This window comes from Limnohabitans sp. TEGF005 (assembly GCF_055394835.1).
In genome coordinates, this window is sequence record NZ_AP029226.1 from 2,024,478 (window position 1) to 2,041,213 (window position 16,736).

The 16,736-nt window shown below is 59.0% G+C and carries 13 protein-coding genes and 1 pseudogene; 7 read left to right on the forward strand and 7 right to left on the reverse strand.

From position 1 onward, the window contains the following. Positions 1–80 precede the first annotated feature (80 nt). The gene (gene ppc, locus ACZ5RG_RS09755) at positions 81–2,933 is read left to right on the forward strand and encodes a phosphoenolpyruvate carboxylase (RefSeq protein WP_298598326.1); all 2,853 of its coding nucleotides are present in this window, start codon (positions 81–83) and stop codon (positions 2,931–2,933) included. 366 nt (positions 2,934–3,299) lie between these two features. Here the strand turns inward: ppc and ACZ5RG_RS09760 are convergent. The 5 genes and pseudogenes from ACZ5RG_RS09760 to hrcA form a co-directional block, all read right to left on the reverse strand. Beyond that, positions 3,300–3,600 (reverse strand): annotated as a pseudogene (locus ACZ5RG_RS09760) (IS3 family transposase); the annotation flags it as partial. Positions 3,601–3,706: 106 nt separating this feature from the next. Beyond that, a complete protein-coding gene (gene istB / locus ACZ5RG_RS09765) occupies positions 3,707–4,531 on the reverse strand; it encodes an IS21-like element helper ATPase IstB (protein WP_464446705.1) in 825 nt (274 codons plus the stop codon). Next, positions 4,524–6,035 carry an IS21 family transposase gene (gene istA / locus ACZ5RG_RS09770; RefSeq protein WP_298596769.1) on the reverse strand — a complete coding sequence of 504 codons (1,512 nt, stop codon included), beginning with the start codon at positions 6,033–6,035 and terminating at the stop codon, positions 4,524–4,526. The genes istB and istA overlap by 8 nt, the downstream gene beginning before the upstream one ends. 84 nt (positions 6,036–6,119) lie before the next feature. Next, complete coding sequence (locus ACZ5RG_RS09775; protein ID WP_464446934.1) at positions 6,120–6,284, reverse strand: hypothetical protein; 165 nt, start codon at positions 6,282–6,284, stop codon at positions 6,120–6,122. A gap of 879 nt (positions 6,285–7,163) precedes the next feature. Further along, positions 7,164–8,168 (reverse strand): heat-inducible transcriptional repressor HrcA, encoded by a 1,005-nt coding sequence (hrcA, locus tag ACZ5RG_RS09780; RefSeq protein WP_019430464.1) that lies wholly within the window; start codon positions 8,166–8,168, stop codon positions 7,164–7,166. Between the two features lie 28 nt (positions 8,169–8,196). Between hrcA and ACZ5RG_RS09785 the strand changes: the two genes are divergently transcribed. Genes ACZ5RG_RS09785 through rapZ form a run of 3 tightly spaced genes read left to right on the forward strand, consistent with a single transcriptional unit; the run spans position 8,197 to position 11,639 of the window. Further along, positions 8,197–9,090: an NAD kinase gene (locus ACZ5RG_RS09785; RefSeq protein WP_298598319.1), complete on the forward strand. Its 894-nt coding sequence runs from the start codon at positions 8,197–8,199 to the stop codon at positions 9,088–9,090. A 3-nt stretch (positions 9,091–9,093) separates the two neighbouring features. Beyond that, complete coding sequence (recN, locus tag ACZ5RG_RS09790; protein WP_464446935.1) at positions 9,094–10,779, forward strand: DNA repair protein RecN; 1,686 nt, start codon at positions 9,094–9,096, stop codon at positions 10,777–10,779. Beyond that, on the forward strand, positions 10,776–11,639 hold the full coding sequence (gene rapZ / locus ACZ5RG_RS09795) for an RNase adapter RapZ (RefSeq protein ID WP_298598341.1): 864 nt from the start codon (positions 10,776–10,778) through the stop codon (positions 11,637–11,639). Before recN ends, rapZ begins: the two co-directional genes overlap by 4 nt. Before the next feature lie 48 nt (positions 11,640–11,687). Here rapZ and mutY read toward each other — a convergent pair whose 3' ends face one another. Next, positions 11,688–12,740: an A/G-specific adenine glycosylase gene (gene mutY / locus ACZ5RG_RS09800; protein WP_298598314.1), complete on the reverse strand. Its 1,053-nt coding sequence runs from the start codon at positions 12,738–12,740 to the stop codon at positions 11,688–11,690. Next, the gene (mutM, locus tag ACZ5RG_RS09805; protein WP_312260621.1) at positions 12,725–13,540 is read right to left on the reverse strand and encodes a bifunctional DNA-formamidopyrimidine glycosylase/DNA-(apurinic or apyrimidinic site) lyase; all 816 of its coding nucleotides are present in this window, start codon (positions 13,538–13,540) and stop codon (positions 12,725–12,727) included. Before mutM ends, mutY begins: the two co-directional genes overlap by 16 nt. A 78-nt stretch (positions 13,541–13,618) precedes the next feature. On the opposite strand from mutM, the gene ACZ5RG_RS09810 reads away from it, so the two are divergent. The 3 genes from ACZ5RG_RS09810 to ispE are packed head-to-tail and all read left to right on the forward strand — an operon-like array spanning position 13,619 to position 16,718. Continuing rightward, positions 13,619–15,340: a tetratricopeptide repeat protein gene (locus ACZ5RG_RS09810; RefSeq protein ID WP_298598309.1), complete on the forward strand. Its 1,722-nt coding sequence runs from the start codon at positions 13,619–13,621 to the stop codon at positions 15,338–15,340. Then, positions 15,337–15,837 (forward strand): lipoprotein insertase outer membrane protein LolB, encoded by a 501-nt coding sequence (locus tag ACZ5RG_RS09815; RefSeq protein ID WP_464446936.1) that lies wholly within the window; start codon positions 15,337–15,339, stop codon positions 15,835–15,837. The genes ACZ5RG_RS09810 and ACZ5RG_RS09815 overlap by 4 nt, the downstream gene beginning before the upstream one ends. 35 nt (positions 15,838–15,872) lie before the next feature. Beyond that, a complete protein-coding gene (ispE, locus tag ACZ5RG_RS09820) occupies positions 15,873–16,718 on the forward strand; it encodes a 4-(cytidine 5'-diphospho)-2-C-methyl-D-erythritol kinase (RefSeq protein WP_298598304.1) in 846 nt (281 codons plus the stop codon). Positions 16,719–16,736: the final 18 nt, after the last annotated feature.

The following is a 16,736-nucleotide window of genomic DNA, read 5'->3' on the forward strand; positions in this document are numbered from 1 at the left end:
GGGCGATGCTAGCATGAGGTAACGAGGCCACAAGCCTCGACACGCCTCAGCCAAACCACCCCTTCACCGAACCGATCCCGATGAAACAGGCCTCCCCAGACACTCTCGGCACAACCCAAACAACCCGCACCAGCCAACGCACGGAAAAACGCGACAGCGAACGGCCATTGGTTGAAGACATCCGATTGCTGGGTCGCATCTTGGGTGACGTGATCCGGACACAGGAAGGCCCTGAGGCCTATGAGCTGGTCGAGCAGATACGCAAGCTGTCGGTGGCATTTCGGCGTGATGCCGACCACGAGGCCGACAAGGCCCTGAAAAAACTGCTCAAAAGCCTCCCCGGCGACCGGGCCGTGAGCGTGATCCGTGCCTTCACCTATTTTTCGCATCTGGCCAACTTGGCCGAAGACCGCCATCACATCCGCCGCCGCGCCATCCACGAACGCGCTGGCCACACTCAAGAAGGCAGCATCGATGTGGCGCTGCAGCGCCTGCGCTGGGCGGGCATCACCCCCAAAAGCATCTCGGACATGCTGGCCACCAGCTACGTGGCCCCGGTGCTGACCGCGCACCCCACCGAAGTCCAGCGCAAAAGCATTTTGGATGCCGAGCGCGACATCGCCCACCTGCTGACCGAGCGCGACGCCATCAAGGCCCGCGCTGCGGCCGTCAATGCGGCCAAAGACGCACTCACCCCCAAAGAGCTGGCGGCCAATGAGTTGCAAATGCGTGCCCGTGTGATGCAGCTGTGGCAAACCCGCTTGCTGCGCTTTACCAAACTCACGGTGGCCGACGAGATTGAAAACGCGCTGAGCTATTACGAAGCCACTTTCCTGCGCGAAATCCCCAAGCTGTATGCCGAGCTTGAAGAAGCCCTGCCGGGACAGCCCATTGCCAGCTTTTTGCGCATGGGCCAATGGATTGGTGGCGACCGCGATGGCAACCCCAATGTGACCGCGCAAACCCTGGAACACGCGCTGACCCGCCAAAGCGATGTGGCCCTGCGCCACTACCTGACCGAAGTGCATTTCTTGGGCAGCGAACTGTCGCTGTCGGCCATGCTGGTGCCCTTTGGCCCCGAGATGCAAGCCCTGGCCGCGCAGTCGCCCGATACCAACGAACACCGCCAGGACGAGCCGTATCGGCGCGCACTGACCGGCATGTATGCCCGCTTGGCCGCCACGCTGACCCACTTGACTGGGGGCGAAGCAGCACGCCACGCCGTGGCACCGCAAAACCCTTATGCCAACGCCGAAGCATTTTTGGCCGACCTGCGCGTGATCGAGGCATCGCTGTGCAGCCACCACGCCGAAGCGCTGGCGGCACAACGCTTGCACCCGCTGATCCGCGCCGTTGAGGTGTTCGGCTTTCACCTGGCCACCGTGGACCTGCGCCAAAGCTCGGACAAACACGAAGAGGTGGTGGCCGAACTGCTGACCACCGCGCGGGTGGAAAAGAACTACAGCCAACTCGACGAACACGCCAAACAAGCCCTGCTGCTGGGCCTGCTGAACGACGCCCGCCCGCTGCGCGTGCCGGGTGCCGATTACAGCGCCCACGCCACATCTGAGCTGGCAATTTTTGAGATGGCACGACGCATGCTTGCCAGCTTTGGCAAACAGGCCATTCGCCACTACATCATCAGCCACACCGAAACCGTGAGCGACTTGCTGGAAGTGCTGTTGCTGCAAAAAGAAGCCGGGCTGCTGCGCGGCACGCTCGACGGCGAAGCCCGCAACGACCTGATCGTGGTGCCGCTGTTTGAGACGATTGAAGACCTGCGCAATGCCGCACCCATCATGCGCGACTTTTATGCCCTGCCCGGGGTGGCCGCGCTGCTGCAACGCTCCGGTGGTGAGCAAGACATCATGCTGGGCTATTCGGACAGCAACAAAGATGGCGGCATCTTCACCAGCAACTGGGAGCTTTACCGCGCCGAGATCGCCTTGGTGGACCTGTTTGACAAACTCCAAGGCAGCCACGGCATCACTTTGCGCATGTTCCATGGCCGTGGCGGCACGGTGGGCCGAGGCGGTGGCCCCAGCTACCAAGCGATCTTGGCGCAGCCACCGGGCACCGTGCGCGGCCAGATTCGCCTGACCGAACAAGGCGAGGTCATCGGCTCCAAATACGCCAACCCCGAGATTGGCCGCCGCAACCTCGAAACTTTGGTCGCCGCCACGCTCGAGGCCACACTGCTGCAACCAACCAAGCCCGCCACCCGGGCCTTTTTGGACGCCGCAGCCGAACTGTCCGAAGCCAGCATGGACGCCTACCGCGCCTTGGTCTACGAAACACCCGGCTTCACCGAGTACTTCTTTGGCGCAACCCCGCTGAAAGAACTGGCGCAACTGAACATCGGCTCGCGCCCCGCCTCGCGCAAAGCCCTCGAAAAAATCGAAGACCTGCGGGCTATTCCCTGGGGTTTCAGTTGGGGCCAATGCCGCCTGACCTTGCCCGGCTGGCTGGGCTTTGGCTCGGCGGTGGCCACCTACCTGGACAAGCCCGAAGCGGCCGAGCGCAAAGCCGCGCTGGCCCTGCTGCAAAAGATGTACCGCCAATGGCCGTTCTTTCGCACCTTGCTGTCCAACATGGACATGGTGTTGGCCAAAAGCGATTTGGCGCTGGCCTCGCGTTACGCCGAGTTGGTCAGCGACAGCCGTTTGCGCAAAAAAATCTTCACCGCCATCGAAGCCGAATGGCACCGCACCGCCGACGCCCTGGCCCAGATCACCGGTGAAAAGAACCGCCTGGCCAGCAACCCGGCACTGGACCGCTCGATTCGCCACCGCTTCCCATACATCGACCCACTGCACCACCTGCAAGTCGAGCTCATCCGCCGCTACCGCGCGGGCTTGGCCGACGAACGGGTGCAGCGCGGTATCCACATCTCGATCAACGGGATTGCGGCGGGCTTGAGAAATACGGGCTGAAGGCTGGGCGCGGGTTGCCGCGCTGATGCATCTGCACGCCACAGGCTGTGGCGTGGGCACTGTTTATGAACAGTCAGGAAGAGAAGTGGTAGCGGGCGGCTGGCCAATGACCAACCTCCTATTCACGCTCAATCATGCTGGGTAGCGCTAGAGAGTGAATGAGCGGTGATTATCGTAGCCACCGCTTTGGCTGGTCTACTCATCATCCGGACCACCATCCCTCGTTGGCTTCAGATATTTCAAACCATAGGTACTTATTATTAAATACCGACGTTTTGAAACAAAACTGCCAAGAAAGCCGCTCCCCTAGGGCGTTCGCACCTCTACTTGGCGCAGTAAGGACTAGTGTGTCACATCATGAGCGTGAACGGTTTGGATAAACTGCTTGACGGTGACGCTCTGCCAGTCGGGTGGAAGAACACTTCAGTCTTCAACTTCCCAAAGAATCCTTCACACTCGACGTTGTCAGGCGAACACCCTTGCGTGACAGAGACCAAACCAAATTTGCATCATTCATGCGAAAGAGCCATCCGCTCCAGAGATTGTGATCGCCACTATCCTAATAAACAACAGGCCTGCCCTCACGAACCGTAGCTGTTTTGATGGCCGCATCCAACTTAGTGTTGACCAGCACGGCATCAGGTCGATTGCCAATCGTCCACCTTACCGCTAGACTGTTGACGCCGATCCAATATTGACCACCTGTGCCGATTGAATTTTGACCAGGGGCTTGAGCCAGCTTTTATCTCCGCTGGCTGTGGATAACTATAAGTTTAATTGTCGTCCCGCATCCCCTTTCTCTCCGCTTTTCTTGCCTGCTCCCTGGCTTTAATTCGGCCCCTCGCCTCATTGGAGCTGTGCCTGAATCGGTAGGACTCATTGCCCGTTTCCACAATGTGGCAGTGGTGCGTCAACCGGTCCAGCAGCGCCGTCGTCATCTTGGCATCCCCAAACACGCTAGACCATTCGGCAAACGTCAGGTTCGTCGTGATCAGCACGCTCACCCGTTCATACAGCTTGGACAGCAAGTGAAACAGCAGTGCCCCTCCGGCTTGGCTGAACGGCAAATACCCCAACTCATCGAGTACCACCAAGTCCATGCGCGACAAACTCAACGCAAGCCGACCTGCCTTGCCTTGAGCCTTCTCTTGTTCCAGCGCGTTGACCAGGTCCACCGTCGAGTAGAACCTGACCTTTTTGCCGTGTTGCGTCAGCCCCGAGATGCCCAGCGCCGTGGCCAGGTGCGTTTTGCCCGTCCCCGGCCCCCCTATGAGCACCACGTTTTGCGCATCCTGCGTGAACGACAGATCGGCCAGTTTGTGCACCAATGCCCGGTCCACTTGTGACGCCTCAAAGTTGAAGCCCGCCAAATCCCGGTGCACCGGGAACCGCGCGGCCTTGGTTTGATGCGCAATCGATCGCATATGGCGGTTGACTGCTTCGGCTTGCAGCAAGTGCTCGATCAGCCAGCGAGATGCCTGCAGCTCGGCATTGCCACCTTGCTCCACCAGATCCGCCCATGCCATGGCCATGCCGCTCAGTCTGAGCCCTTTAAGTTCGGCCTGGATGTCCCGCTGTGTTGGCTTGTACTCAGTCATGCGTCACCTCCACGCTGGACCGCAGGCCGTCGTAGCGCGCCGTGTTGGCCATCGGCACCTCACTGAGCTGCAGCGATGTTTCGGCTTGCTGCGGCATCGGTGGACTGCTCAAGCGCGCCAACACGTTGCGCACATGCTCCACGCTGATGCCACCGTTGGGGGTGGCGCCTTCCAGCAAAACCTCCACCGCCACCAATACAGCGTCCAGCCCCGCTTGCGGCACCACGGCCAGCACCTGGGCCATCACCCGGTCACCTCCAGCATGGCGCATCAGCGATTGCCGCAGCTTCAACAGCGCAGGCGGCAAGTCCAGAAACGGTGTGCCATTCCTCAGCGCCCCCGGCTTGCGTTGCACCAGGTCGATGTAATGCTGCCAGTCGTAGCTGATTTGCGCCCGGTTGGTCAGCCTTGCGTGACTGGCCACGATGGCGTCTTGGGCCACCACATCGACTCGGCCCGGATACAGCCTTGTACTGACCATCTGCCCAGCCCACTCGCACGGCACCGAATATTTGTTGCGCGCCACATTGACCAAACAGGTGCTGCTCACCCGGGCCGGATTCTCCACATACCCATCAAACGGCTCGGGCATGCTCATCAAGTGCTCATGCTCCAAATCCAGCATCTCGGCCAGCGTGAACTGCTTTTGCTCAGGGTGCGGTGTTTCGGCCCAGATCGAGCGGCAGCGCTCAGCCAACCAAGCATTGAGCTCAGCAAACGAGCCAAACCGCTTGGTGCCAGCCTCTATCCAGATACGCCTGCGGCTGTCCTGCACGTTCTTCTCCACCACCCCTTTCTCCCAACCCGAGGCCACGTTGCAAAAGTCCGGCTCGAACAGGTAGTGGCTGCACAGCGCATTGAAGCGGGCATTGACGATGCGACCTTTGCCTTTCTTGACCTTGTCCACCGCCGTCTTCATGTTGTCGTAAATGCCCCGGCGCGCCACACCGCCCAGCGCCGCAAAACTGCGGGTGTGCGCGTCAAACAACATCTCGTGTCCCTGGCTGGGGTAAGCCACCACCCAGAACGCCCGGCTGGCGCACAGCTTGAGATGTGAGACCTGCATGTGGTGGTACACCCCGCCAATGAGCAACCCTTCCTCGCTCCAGTCAAACTGAAACGCCTCGCCCAGCTCGAAACTCAAAGGCACATACGCCTTGGATGCCGCCTTGCCCTCTTGCTCGCGCCAACCCCGAATGAAATCCGTCAATCGGCTGTAGCCGCCCCGATAGCCCTGCGCCTGCAACTGCGCCAACAGCGCCCGCGCACTGCGCCGGGCATGTTTGGGTCGATGGGAATCGGCTTTGAGTGCCTGCACCAACGTCGCCTCAAACGCGCTGAGCTTGGTGAATCCGCTTTGCCTTTTGTACTTGGGAGCCTGGTCGCCAGGGGCTTTGAGCCATTTTTTGACCGTGTTGCGCGACAGTCCCGTGCGCTTGGCAATCTCGCTGTTGGAGAGTTGCTCGCGCAACTTCATGCGCCTGACCTTACCTATCATTTCCATGGTGATCACCTTCTATCTCTCCTGCTGAATATTTCAGCAGGCCAGTTGAACACCCTGGTCAATTTTGAGTCGGCACTCCTAGGTTTAGATGGTCAGTTTTCGGTCGGCGGCAACAATGCTTGCGCCCATACGGTCGTAAACCTTCGGAAACAGCAGCGACGCGACCATCAGCGGCGGCGCGATAACGAGCACGGTCGGCAGGTGCCGCGCGCGAAGACTGTATGTGTCAAAGAGTTGGTCGAGTTCCATCTGTTGTGGATACTAAGATGCAGTTAACTTTAGCATGTATTAAAACAAAGAGGCTCAATAATGGCCGCCTCAGTTACTTTCTTCCCTGTCGACTGCGGCGACATGTCGCTGCTGAAGTTGGCTGACTCGACGGGCAACGACCGTTCTCGTCGACATCAACATCCGTGCTGTGGCCAACTGCGACGATTAAACCGCGCACGTGGGCCAATGTCGTGTATTCACGATCGCCGACATAGGCCACCGCAACTCGACCGACCGCCTTCAGCCTAAACACGCCTGTTCGGGCTCTGCCGTCCTAAATCAGCAATGAATTTTGTACCTTAGTCATTTATGGGACGCAAAATTCACATCAAACTCCCTAGTCCGAACCCGCATGAATCCTGGGTCGCGCCCTTGGATACGACCAAGAGAAAACAGAGAAAGAGAGAGATTTCTGGGCAAAAAATGGCCCGTTCCCGATTTCCTGACCATTCACGGCCAAGAGATTTTTTCAAGAATGGCGCAATTACAGGGCCACAGCAGGCTCCATGAACGGTATGGAGAACAGTTCACGGGTGATAAATGGTAGGGCGTCACGGACTTGAACCGTGGACCAAAGGATTCTGGTTTGTGTGACTTTCGCCACTCCCTGGACTATGCCTTCATCGTAGCTTTCGCCTTAGACGGGCGCCGTCTAGTCTCTACACCTTCACAGTGATTTCTCACTGCGCTTGGCTCGGCATTGGCGTATGCATCGCTGCACTTAGCTTTCACCGAATTTGACGCCATTCACGCGAGGAGTTTCCTGCCTCGGTGCACAATTTTTATGAGTCCTCTGCTCTAACCAACTGAGCTAACGCCCCACTACAGCTGCTGATTGTAGTCGGGCCACACGGCCATTTATTTAGACTGGCTCAACGCGTTGCTGACCAAGCGCGAGGTGATGTTGACGATCTGAATCATTCGGTCGTAGGGCATGCGGGTCGGGCCGATCACGCCCAAGGTGCCCACAATCTGGCCATCCACCTCATAAGGGGAGCTGACGACCGACAGTTCCTGCATGGGCACGATCTGGCTCTCGCCGCCTATATAAATACGCACACCCTCGGCCTGGCTGGACACATCCAACAAGCGCATGAGCTGGGTTTTTTGCTCAAAAAGATCAAACGCCCTGCGCAAATGCCCCATGTCACTGGAAAAGTCGCTCACCGACAACAAGTTGCGCTCGCCCGCGATGACCACTTCGTTTTGGTCTTCGGCCAAAGCCTCGGTGCTGACCTTGACGGCCGCCTGCATGAGCGTGGCGATTTCGCTTTGCAAACTGACCAGTTCTTGCTGCACCCGGCTGCGCACTTGCTCAATGGCCATGCCGGCGTAGTGCGAGTTGAGGAAATTCGAAGTTTCCAGCAGCTGACTTTGGGAGTAGTCCGTCTCCGTCAACAAGATCCTGTTTTGAACATCGCCCTCAGGGGAAACAATGATCACCAACAAACGGCGCTCGGACAATCGCAGAAACTCGATGTGACGAAACACAGACGGTCTGCGCGGCGTCATGACCACGCCCACAAAGTGGGACAAGTTCGACAACAAATTGGCTGCGCTGGCAATCACCCTTTGCGGTTGGTCTGGCGTCAGCGCCGGAGTCTCCAGACCATCGCGCTGAACCGTGAGCATGGTGTCCACAAAGAGCCGGTAACCTCGGCTGGTCGGAATGCGCCCGGCAGAGGTGTGCGGGCTGGCAATCAGACCCAGCTCCTCCAGGTCCGACATGACGTTTCGGATGGTGGCGGGCGACAAGTCCAGGCCCGAGGCTTTGGAGAGCGTGCGCGAGCCCACGGGTTGGCCGTCCGCGATATAGCGTTCAACCAGCGCTTTGAGCAATAACTTGGCACGATCATCTAGCATCCGGTCATTTTAATGATGTAATTTGCGGATGAGATCCAAATTCCGTCACGTTGCGCTCTTTGGCAAGTACCACACCACCGCCCACGGTGGGGGGCTTGAGAGTTCGCGACGTGTTCTGGACGATGTGGCCCAGTTCCTGACACGCCAAGGTTGCGATGTGGTGCTGGACAAAGAGACCGCCCTGCACACCGGCCTGAACCAATACCCCATGCTGGAGATGGCCGAGATCGGCAAGCAGTGCGATTTGGGTTTGGTGATTGGCGGCGACGGCACCATGCTGGGCATTGGTCGCCAGATGGCCCGCTACGCCCTGCCCCTGATCGGCATCAACCAGGGGCGTCTCGGCTTCATCACGGACATCCCGATTCAAAGCTACCAAGATGTGCTGCAGCCTATGCTGCAAGGCAATTACCAGACCGAAGACCGCAGCTTGTTGCAAGCTCACGTCATGCGTGACCAGCGCAGCGTGTTCAGCGCTTTGGCCATGAACGACGTGGTCGTCAACCGAGGCGGCACCTCCGGCATGGTGGAGCTGCGCGTCGAAGTCGATGGCCGCTTTGTGGCCACCCAGCGTGCTGACGGCCTGATCATCGCCACGCCCACGGGCTCCACCGCTTATTCACTGTCGGTGGGCGGCCCATTGATGCACCCGTCCATTGGTGGCTGGGTCATGGCCCCCATCGCACCGCACACCTTGTCTAACCGCCCGATCGTGTTGCCAGAATCGTCAGAGATCAGCATCGAAATCGTGGCTGGGCGCTACGTCAGCGCCAACTTTGACATGCAATCGCTGGCCGAACTGATGCTGGGTGACCGCATCACGGTGCAACGATCCGAGCACAAAGTGCGCTTTTTGCACCCCGCAGGCTGGAACTACTTTGACACCTTGCGCAAAAAAATGCACTGGAACGAGGGCGTTTAAGCCGTGGCACTGACGCACATCACCCTGCGCGACTTTGTGATCGTGCACGAACTCGAACTCGATCTGGGCAGCGGCTTCAGCGTGCTGACCGGCGAAACCGGTGCTGGCAAATCCATCTTGATTGACGCTCTGCAACTGGCCTTGGGTGCCCGCGCCGAATCGGGTGTGGTGCGCGAAGGCGCCAACCGCTGCGAAGTCTGCGCCGAATTCGAGCCCACGCACGCCATCCAAGCTTGGCTCGAAGCCGCCGGTTTTGATGCCAACGCCGAATTGCTGCTGCGCCGCACGGTGGACACCTCGGGCAAAAGCCGCGCCTGGATCAATGGCAGCCCGGCCACCGCCACACAATTGCGTGAACTGGGCGAACAACTGCTGGACATCCATGGCCAACACGCCTGGCAAAGCCTGACCCGACCCGACGCGGTGCGTGGCCTGCTCGACGCCTATGCGGGCACCGATATCCGACCACTCAAAGCCGCGTGGCAAGTTTGGCGACAAGCCCAACAAGCCCTGGCCGAAGCCCAGCAAGCGCAAAGCACATTGGCCAACGAACGCGAACGGCTGGCCTGGCAAATTGGTGAACTGGAAAAACTCAATCCCCAAGCGGGCGAATGGCAAGACCTGAGCGCACAGCACAGCCGCTTGGCCAACGCGCAGGCCTTGATCGACGGGGCCAACCAAGCCACCCTTTTGCTCGAAGGCGATGACGAGGGCGGCGCGTTGCGCCAGTTGTCACGCGCCATTCAAACACTGCAGTCGCTGGGGCAATTTGAGCCTGAGTTCCATGCGCTGGCCGACCTGCTGACCTCGGCCCAAGCCCAAACCGAAGACGTGGCACACAGCCTGCACAGCTACTTGCGCAAAACCGACCTTGACCCAGCACACCTGGCCCAACTCGACGAACGCATGGGCCAGTGGTTGTCGCTGGCTCGCCGCTACAAAAAAACACCCGACGAATTGCCTCTGACACGCCAATCGTGGCGTCAAGAATTGGCCCAACTCGATGCCGCGGCCGATCTGAACAGCCTACAAAAAGCCGAACAAGCCGCACAAACAGCCTGCATGAAAGAAGCCAAAGCGGTCTCTCGCCAACGCCAACAGGCGGCCAAGCCACTGGCCCAAGCCGTCAGCAGTGCCATGCAACAACTGGGCATGCAAGGCGGCCGCTTTGAAGTGCAACTGCACGCGCTGGATGCGCCTGCGCAGCATGGCCTCGAAGAAGTCAGCTTTTTGGTCGCCGGGCACGAAGGCAGCACACCCCGCCCGGTGGGCAAAGTGGCCTCTGGCGGTGAACTCTCTCGCATCGCGCTGGCCATTGCGGTCACCACCAGCGAACTGGGCGAGGCCGGCACCCTGATTTTTGACGAAGTCGACTCGGGTGTGGGCGGCGCTGTGGCTGAAACCGTGGGCCGCCTGATGAAACAGCTGGGTGTGCACCGCCAAGTGTTGGCCGTCACTCACCTGCCCCAGGTAGCCGCCTGTGCTGACCACCATTTGCTGGTCAGCAAAGCTGCTGCCCATGGACAAGTCAGCAGCCAGGTGCGGGCTGTCGAAAGCGAAGAGCGCGTGAGCGAAATCGCCCGCATGCTGGGTGGCGAAAAGCTGTCGGCCACCACCTTGGCCCACGCCAGAGAAATGCTGGGCGATGCCCCTTTGAAATCCACGGGCCGAAAAGCCACACACAACTGAGCATGGACATCATCTTGATCACCGGCATGTCCGGCTCCGGCAAATCGGTCGCCTTGCACGCGCTCGAAGACGCTGGTTACTACTGCGTCGACAACCTGCCACCCGAGTTGTTGATCCCCTTTGTCAAACTCGAAGAGCAGCAAAAAGAGCAACGCTTGGCCATTGCCATCGATGTGCGCAGTGCCAACTCATTGCACCTGATGCCCGAGCAAATGGCCCTGCTGCGCGACATGGGCATGACGGTTAAATCTGTGTTTTTGGACGCCACCTCTGACACCTTGCAGCGCCGCTATTCAGAAACGCGCCGCAAACACCCCTTGTCGGGCGGCAGCAAGCCCCAAAGTGACAAAGCGCTTTTTGAAACCATCGAGTTCGAACGTGAATTGCTGGCCGACTTGCGCGAACGCGCGCACGTCATTGACACCAGTTTGCTGCGCTCTGCTCAACTGCAAACCTACATCAAAACCCTGGTCAGCGCCCCCTTGGCCCAACTGACGCTGGTGTTTGAATCCTTTGCTTTCAAGCGCGGCATTCCCACCGATGCAGACTATGTATTTGACGTGCGCATGCTGCCCAATCCGCATTACGAAAGCGCATTGAAACCCTTGACCGGACGTGATGAGCCTGTGCAGGCTTACCTGCGCCAGTCAGAAGAATTCGTCCAAATGCAGCTTCAGATTGAAGGCTTTCTCAAGCAATGGATTCCTGCCATTGAGCGCGATCACCGCAGCTATGTCACGGTGGCCATCGGTTGCACCGGGGGCCAACACCGCTCGGTCTTCATGGTCGAGCAATTGGCACACAACTTTGGAGCCCGCTGGCTCACACTCAAACGGCATCGCGAACTTGACGCCATCTGACGTCGTTCGTTTTGGAGGTCGAGGCCAAAGCCAAGGATCTGCCGTGAATCAGGCCATCAACAAGGTCCTGATCGGGGCAGGCAAGCCCATGTTGGGCCACATCGCAGCATCCACCCACTGACCGTCGCAGGCCGGTAAATGTTGAACGCTGCCCGTCATCCGAACGGGGTGCAAATAAAGATCACGGTGGGTCAACACATGCTTCCACGGCTCAATGTAGTTCGTACCATGCCCTTGCACCCAAGCCGCCAGCAATTCATCTTCTGAATCAAATACTGGCAAACTGAATAAGCCCGCCCAGATGCCTTTGTCGGGCCGTTTTTGCAGCCAAACCTGACCCTGTGCATTGACCGCCCACAGCAACCACAAAGTGGCGCTGGAGCGCTTGAGTTTGCGGGTCTTGACGGGATAAGCCAGAGGCTCACCCTGCGCTTTGGCCTGGCACAAACCGCTGACCGGGCACGCTTCGCACTGCACCTTGCGCGGCAAACAAACGGTGGCACCCAAATCCATCAGGGCTTGGGTATAGCGCGGCATGTCGGCTGGTTTTTCTGGCAACAGTTCTTGCGCCAGAGCCCACAAAGCCCTTTCATTTTTGAGCACAGCCAAGTCATCGCCATAGCCCAGCACGCGGGTCAGCACGCGTTTGACATTGCCGTCCAAAATAGCTGCACGCTCCTGAAAGCAAAACGCCGCAATCGCGGCAGCGGTGGAGCGGCCAATGCCCGGCAGGGTTTGCAGGTCTTCGGCACGGCGGGGAAACGCCCCGCCAAAGCGCCCCATCACCTCTTGCGCACACTTGTGCAAATTGCGCGCGCGGCTGTAATACCCCAAGCCACTCCACAACGCCAACACATCGTCTTGTGGCGCAGCAGCCAAAGCAGTCACATCAGGAAAACGTGTCAAGAACCGGGGGAAGTAGTCGAGCACGGTCGTCACCTGGGTCTGCTGCAACATGATCTCGGACAACCAGACGCGGTAAGGGTCTTGGGTGTTTTGCCACGGCAAGCTTTGGCGGCCGTGCTGGCGCTGCCAATCCACCATGAGACGGGCAAAACCTTCGGGCAAATCTTGGAGTGGACGCATCAAGGTTTCTGGCATACGGGGCAATAAAAAGTAGTGCGTTGGCCTTGCAGCATGGACCGGATCGGGGTGCCACAGACACGGCAAGGCTCGCCCGCACGGCCGTACACGGCCGCCTCGAGCTGAAAGTAGCCGGTACGGCCTTCGGCGCTGACAAAATCTTTGAGTGAACTGCCGCCCTGTTCTACCGCGCGGGTCAGCACCTGAACAATGGCGGCATGCAACTTGGCCACACGCGGCCTGGACAAACGCGCCGCCTTGGTGGTCGGCCGGATACCGGCCATGAACAAAGCTTCTGAGGCATAAATATTGCCCACACCCACCACCACATCGCCCGCCAACAGCACCTGCTTGATGGCGGACTGGCGCTTTTTCAGGGCGTCGGCAAAAGCGGCGACATCAAACTGGCCATTCAACGGCTCCACCCCCAGCCGCCCCAGCAACTTCTGCGCTTCGGGGGATGCCTCTGAGGGAGCCCAGACCACCGCACCAAAACGGCGCGGGTCATGCAAGCGCAACACCCCCCTGTCGGTGACCAGATCCATGTGGTCATGCGGCCCGGCTTCGGGCTGAGTGGGCGCGAAATTCAAGCTGCCCGACATGCCCAGGTGCACCAACAACAAACCCTGATCCAGATCGAGCAACAGGTATTTGCCGCGTCGGCGAACACCCAGCACCTGCTGCCCCACTAAGCCTTGAGGTGATAGCCCCAAGGGCCAGCGCAGGGGTTTGCCCATGTGCAAAGCCAAAATTTTGGCGGAGGCTATCCGGTCCGCAAAACTGCGACGGGTCACTTCAACTTCGGGGAGCTCTGGCATGCGAAGGGTTAGGCGCCGAAGAGGGCAATCTGCCCTGGACGCACTTGATTAAAAGGTGGCTGGATTATGATGGCCGACATGAAATTCTGGTTTCGACTTGCTGTCTTGTCCTCGTGCGTCGTCGGTGCTTGGGCGCAGCCTGCAGCACCCCAAGCAGAGGCTCCGCCCCCACAGTCGGCCCTCGACGCCGTCCTGTTTTACCAAATTTTGCTGGGTGAGTTGAATGCCCGCCAAGGCTCGCCAGGCAGTGGTTTTTCCATCCTGCTCGACGCCGCCCGTAAAACCCGCGACCCGGCCTTGTTCCAACGCGCCGTCGACATGGCACTGCAAGCCCGCTCCGGCGATGCCGCGTTGCAAGCGGCACAGAGCTGGAAAAGAGAAATCCCCACCGCGATTGAAGCCAACCGCTATGTGCTTCAAATTTTGCTTGCCTTGAACCGCATCGAAGAAGCAGGCAAAGCCCTCGCTGTATCGATTCATGAACTACCTCTCGACGAGCAGCCGGGTGCCATTGCCTCAGTGCCGCGTTTGTTTGGTGTGGTGCAAGACAAGCAGTTGGCCGCTGACGTGGTCGAAAAAGCTTTGACCCAAGCGCTCAACCATCCCCGAACGTCTGCATCTGCGTGGACAACCGTGGGCCGAATGCGGCGCGACGCAGGTCAAATTAGCCGCGCGGTCGATGCCGCCACCAAAGGGCACGCAGCAGATCCCAAGGCCACAGGCCCATTGGTACTGGCCCTGAGTTTGATGGTCAGCGCCAACAGCAGCCTCAAACCGATGGTCGACGCGGCCATGAAAACCGATGTCGTGCCTGAATTGCGCTTGGGCTATGCCAGGACCTTGCTCACCCTGCAGCTTTCTGCAGAGGCCGTTGGGCAACTGATGCAACTCAACGCCAAACACCCCGATTTCGCAGAAGGCTGGCTGATTCATGGCCTGGTGTTGCAGGAAAACGGCCAGCTGCCCGAGGCAGAAAGACGCCTCGAAAAGTATGTGGACCTGATCGCCAACAGCAAAACACCAGAACACCAAGCCGGACTGGCCGAAGCGTTGATGGCGCTGGCGCAAATCGCTCAAAAAAATGGACAACTGGAACGAGCCAACCAATGGCTGGCTCGAATGCCTGCTGGCGCAGACCCCATCAAATTGGCCAGCCGACAAGCCGACCTGCTGGCCCAACAAGGTCGCTTGGACGAAGCACGACGCGTGCTGGCACAGATCAAACCTGCCAACGCAGAACAAGCCCGACGCAAGGTTTTGACCCAATCGTTCTGGCTGCGTGAACACCGCGAAGCCCAAGCCGCTTACACACTGGTCAAAGCGGCGCTGGACAACAAACCCGATGACACCGAGTTGCTGTCCGAGTTGGCCCTGATTTGCGAAAAGCTCAAACGCGTTGACGAGATGGAAGCCCTGCTGCGCCAACTCATGGCCAAAGCCCCCCAAGACGCCCACGCATTCAATGCACTGGGTTACTCGCTGGCGGACCGGAATATTCGCCTGGACGAGGCACAACAGCTGATCGAAAAAGCCGTGCAATTGTCTCCTCAGGACGCCTACATTCAAGACAGCCTGGGTTGGGTCACATTCCGTCAGGGCAAGCACAAAGAGGCTTTGGCTATTTTGCAGGCGGCCTACAAATCCAGGCCCGATGCCGAGATTGCAGCCCACTTGGGCGAAGTACTCTGGACCACAGGCCAAACCCGTGAAGCTGGCACCATCTGGCGCGAAGGCCTGCTGCTCAAAGCCGACAACGAAACCCTGGTTGAAACTCTCAAACGCTTCAACTTCAAACCATGAAGCGAGACGCGGCACAGCGGCGAGCATGGTTGAGCGTGTGTGGTTTGGGCATGCTGGCTTTGGCAGGCTGCGCCACCCCGCGTCCCCAAGCCACTGACACCACAACGTTCTGGTCCGGGCGTCTGGCGCTGCAACTGCTCAGCACGCCACCGCAGAGTTGGAGCGCCAGTTTTGAACTGCAAGGCTCAGCCGAACAAGGCCAAATGACTTTGCTCAGCCCCATCGGAACCACCTTGGCACGCCTCAGCTGGACGCCCCACGCCGCCTGGCTAGAACAAGGCCAAGACAAGACCGAAAGCAGCAACCTGCAAAGCCTGAGCCAACGTCTAACGGGCACAGACTTGCCCATTGCCGCTCTGTTTGAATGGCTGGAGGGCAAAGCCGCCGATGTGCCCGGCTGGCAAGTGAACTTTTCCGCACACCCCGAAGGCCGTTTGACCGCACGCAGAAGCACCCCTGCGCCCGAAGCTGTTTTGCGCATCCTGCTCGACCGCTGACCAGACACGCCCAGACGCTGACGATAATCTTGCCCATGAAACAGCTGCACGACGTGCCTGCACCGGCCAAACTCAATTTGTTTTTGCACATCACAGGCCAACGCCCTGATGGCTATCACCTGCTTCAATCGGTGTTCATGCTCATTGATTGGTGCGACACCCTGCACTTCGAAAAACGCTCAGACGGTGCCATCAGTCGCGAAGACCTGACCATCGCTCTGCCTGCCGACGACCTGATCACCCGCGCCGCCAGACTGCTGCAACGGCACACGGGCTGCACAGAGGGCGTACACATCGCCGTCGAAAAGCAGATTCCGGCCCAAGCTGGCATGGGCGGCGGGTCTTCTGACGCAGCCACATGCCTGCTGGCACTCAACCAGCTGTGGGAATTGAAGCTGGGCCTGCCCACGCTCGAAAAACTGGGGCTGCAACTGGGTGCGGACGTGCCTTTTTTCTTGCGTGGACACAACGCTTGGGTAGAGGGCGTGGGCGAGCAAATCACCCCGATTTCCTTGCCTCCGGCGCAGTTTTGGGTGCTCAAACCCGACTCAGGTGTCGAGACTTCTCAAATTTTTACGCACCCAGAGCTTGAACGCGCCACAAAGCCTGCTATAATTTCGGTCTTCGCTGCAGCGCCATATGACTTCGGTCACAATGATCTGCAACCTGTTGCTCAAGCAATCTGTCCTGATGTTTCTAAGGCACTTCAAGTGCTTTCTAAAGCAGGCATGAACAGCAAGATGACAGGTTCTGGCAGTGCAGTGTTCGCACATTGCACAACAGGCATGACGCCGAGTCCGGTCCCAGACCACTGGCAAATGCGCAAATGCAGCAATATGGAGGTTCACCCTTTATTGGGCTGGGCATCCAGCGAAAGTTGATCGGTAGATCGCTGTTTC

Excerpts from the sequence above, each read along its gene's own strand:
- hrcA (WP_019430464.1), bottom strand. The coding sequence starts at position 8,168 with ATGCTAGATGATCGTGCCAAGTTATTGCTCAAAGCGCTGGTTGAACGC.
- ACZ5RG_RS09810 (WP_298598309.1), top strand. The coding sequence starts at position 13,619 with ATGAAATTCTGGTTTCGACTTGCTGTCTTGTCCTCGTGCGTCGTCGGT.
- mutM (WP_312260621.1), bottom strand. The coding sequence starts at position 13,540 with ATGCCAGAGCTCCCCGAAGTTGAAGTGACCCGTCGCAGTTTTGCGGAC.
- ispE (WP_298598304.1), top strand. The coding sequence starts at position 15,873 with ATGAAACAGCTGCACGACGTGCCTGCACCGGCCAAACTCAATTTGTTT.
- ACZ5RG_RS09785 (WP_298598319.1), top strand. The coding sequence starts at position 8,197 with ATGAGATCCAAATTCCGTCACGTTGCGCTCTTTGGCAAGTACCACACC.
- istA (WP_298596769.1), bottom strand. The coding sequence starts at position 6,035 with ATGGAAATGATAGGTAAGGTCAGGCGCATGAAGTTGCGCGAGCAACTC.
- ACZ5RG_RS09775 (WP_464446934.1), bottom strand. The coding sequence starts at position 6,284 with ATGGAACTCGACCAACTCTTTGACACATACAGTCTTCGCGCGCGGCAC.
- istB (WP_464446705.1), bottom strand. The coding sequence starts at position 4,531 with ATGACTGAGTACAAGCCAACACAGCGGGACATCCAGGCCGAACTTAAA.
- mutY (WP_298598314.1), bottom strand. The coding sequence starts at position 12,740 with ATGCCAGAAACCTTGATGCGTCCACTCCAAGATTTGCCCGAAGGTTTT.
- ppc (WP_298598326.1), top strand. The coding sequence starts at position 81 with ATGAAACAGGCCTCCCCAGACACTCTCGGCACAACCCAAACAACCCGC.
- ACZ5RG_RS09815 (WP_464446936.1), top strand. The coding sequence starts at position 15,337 with ATGAAGCGAGACGCGGCACAGCGGCGAGCATGGTTGAGCGTGTGTGGT.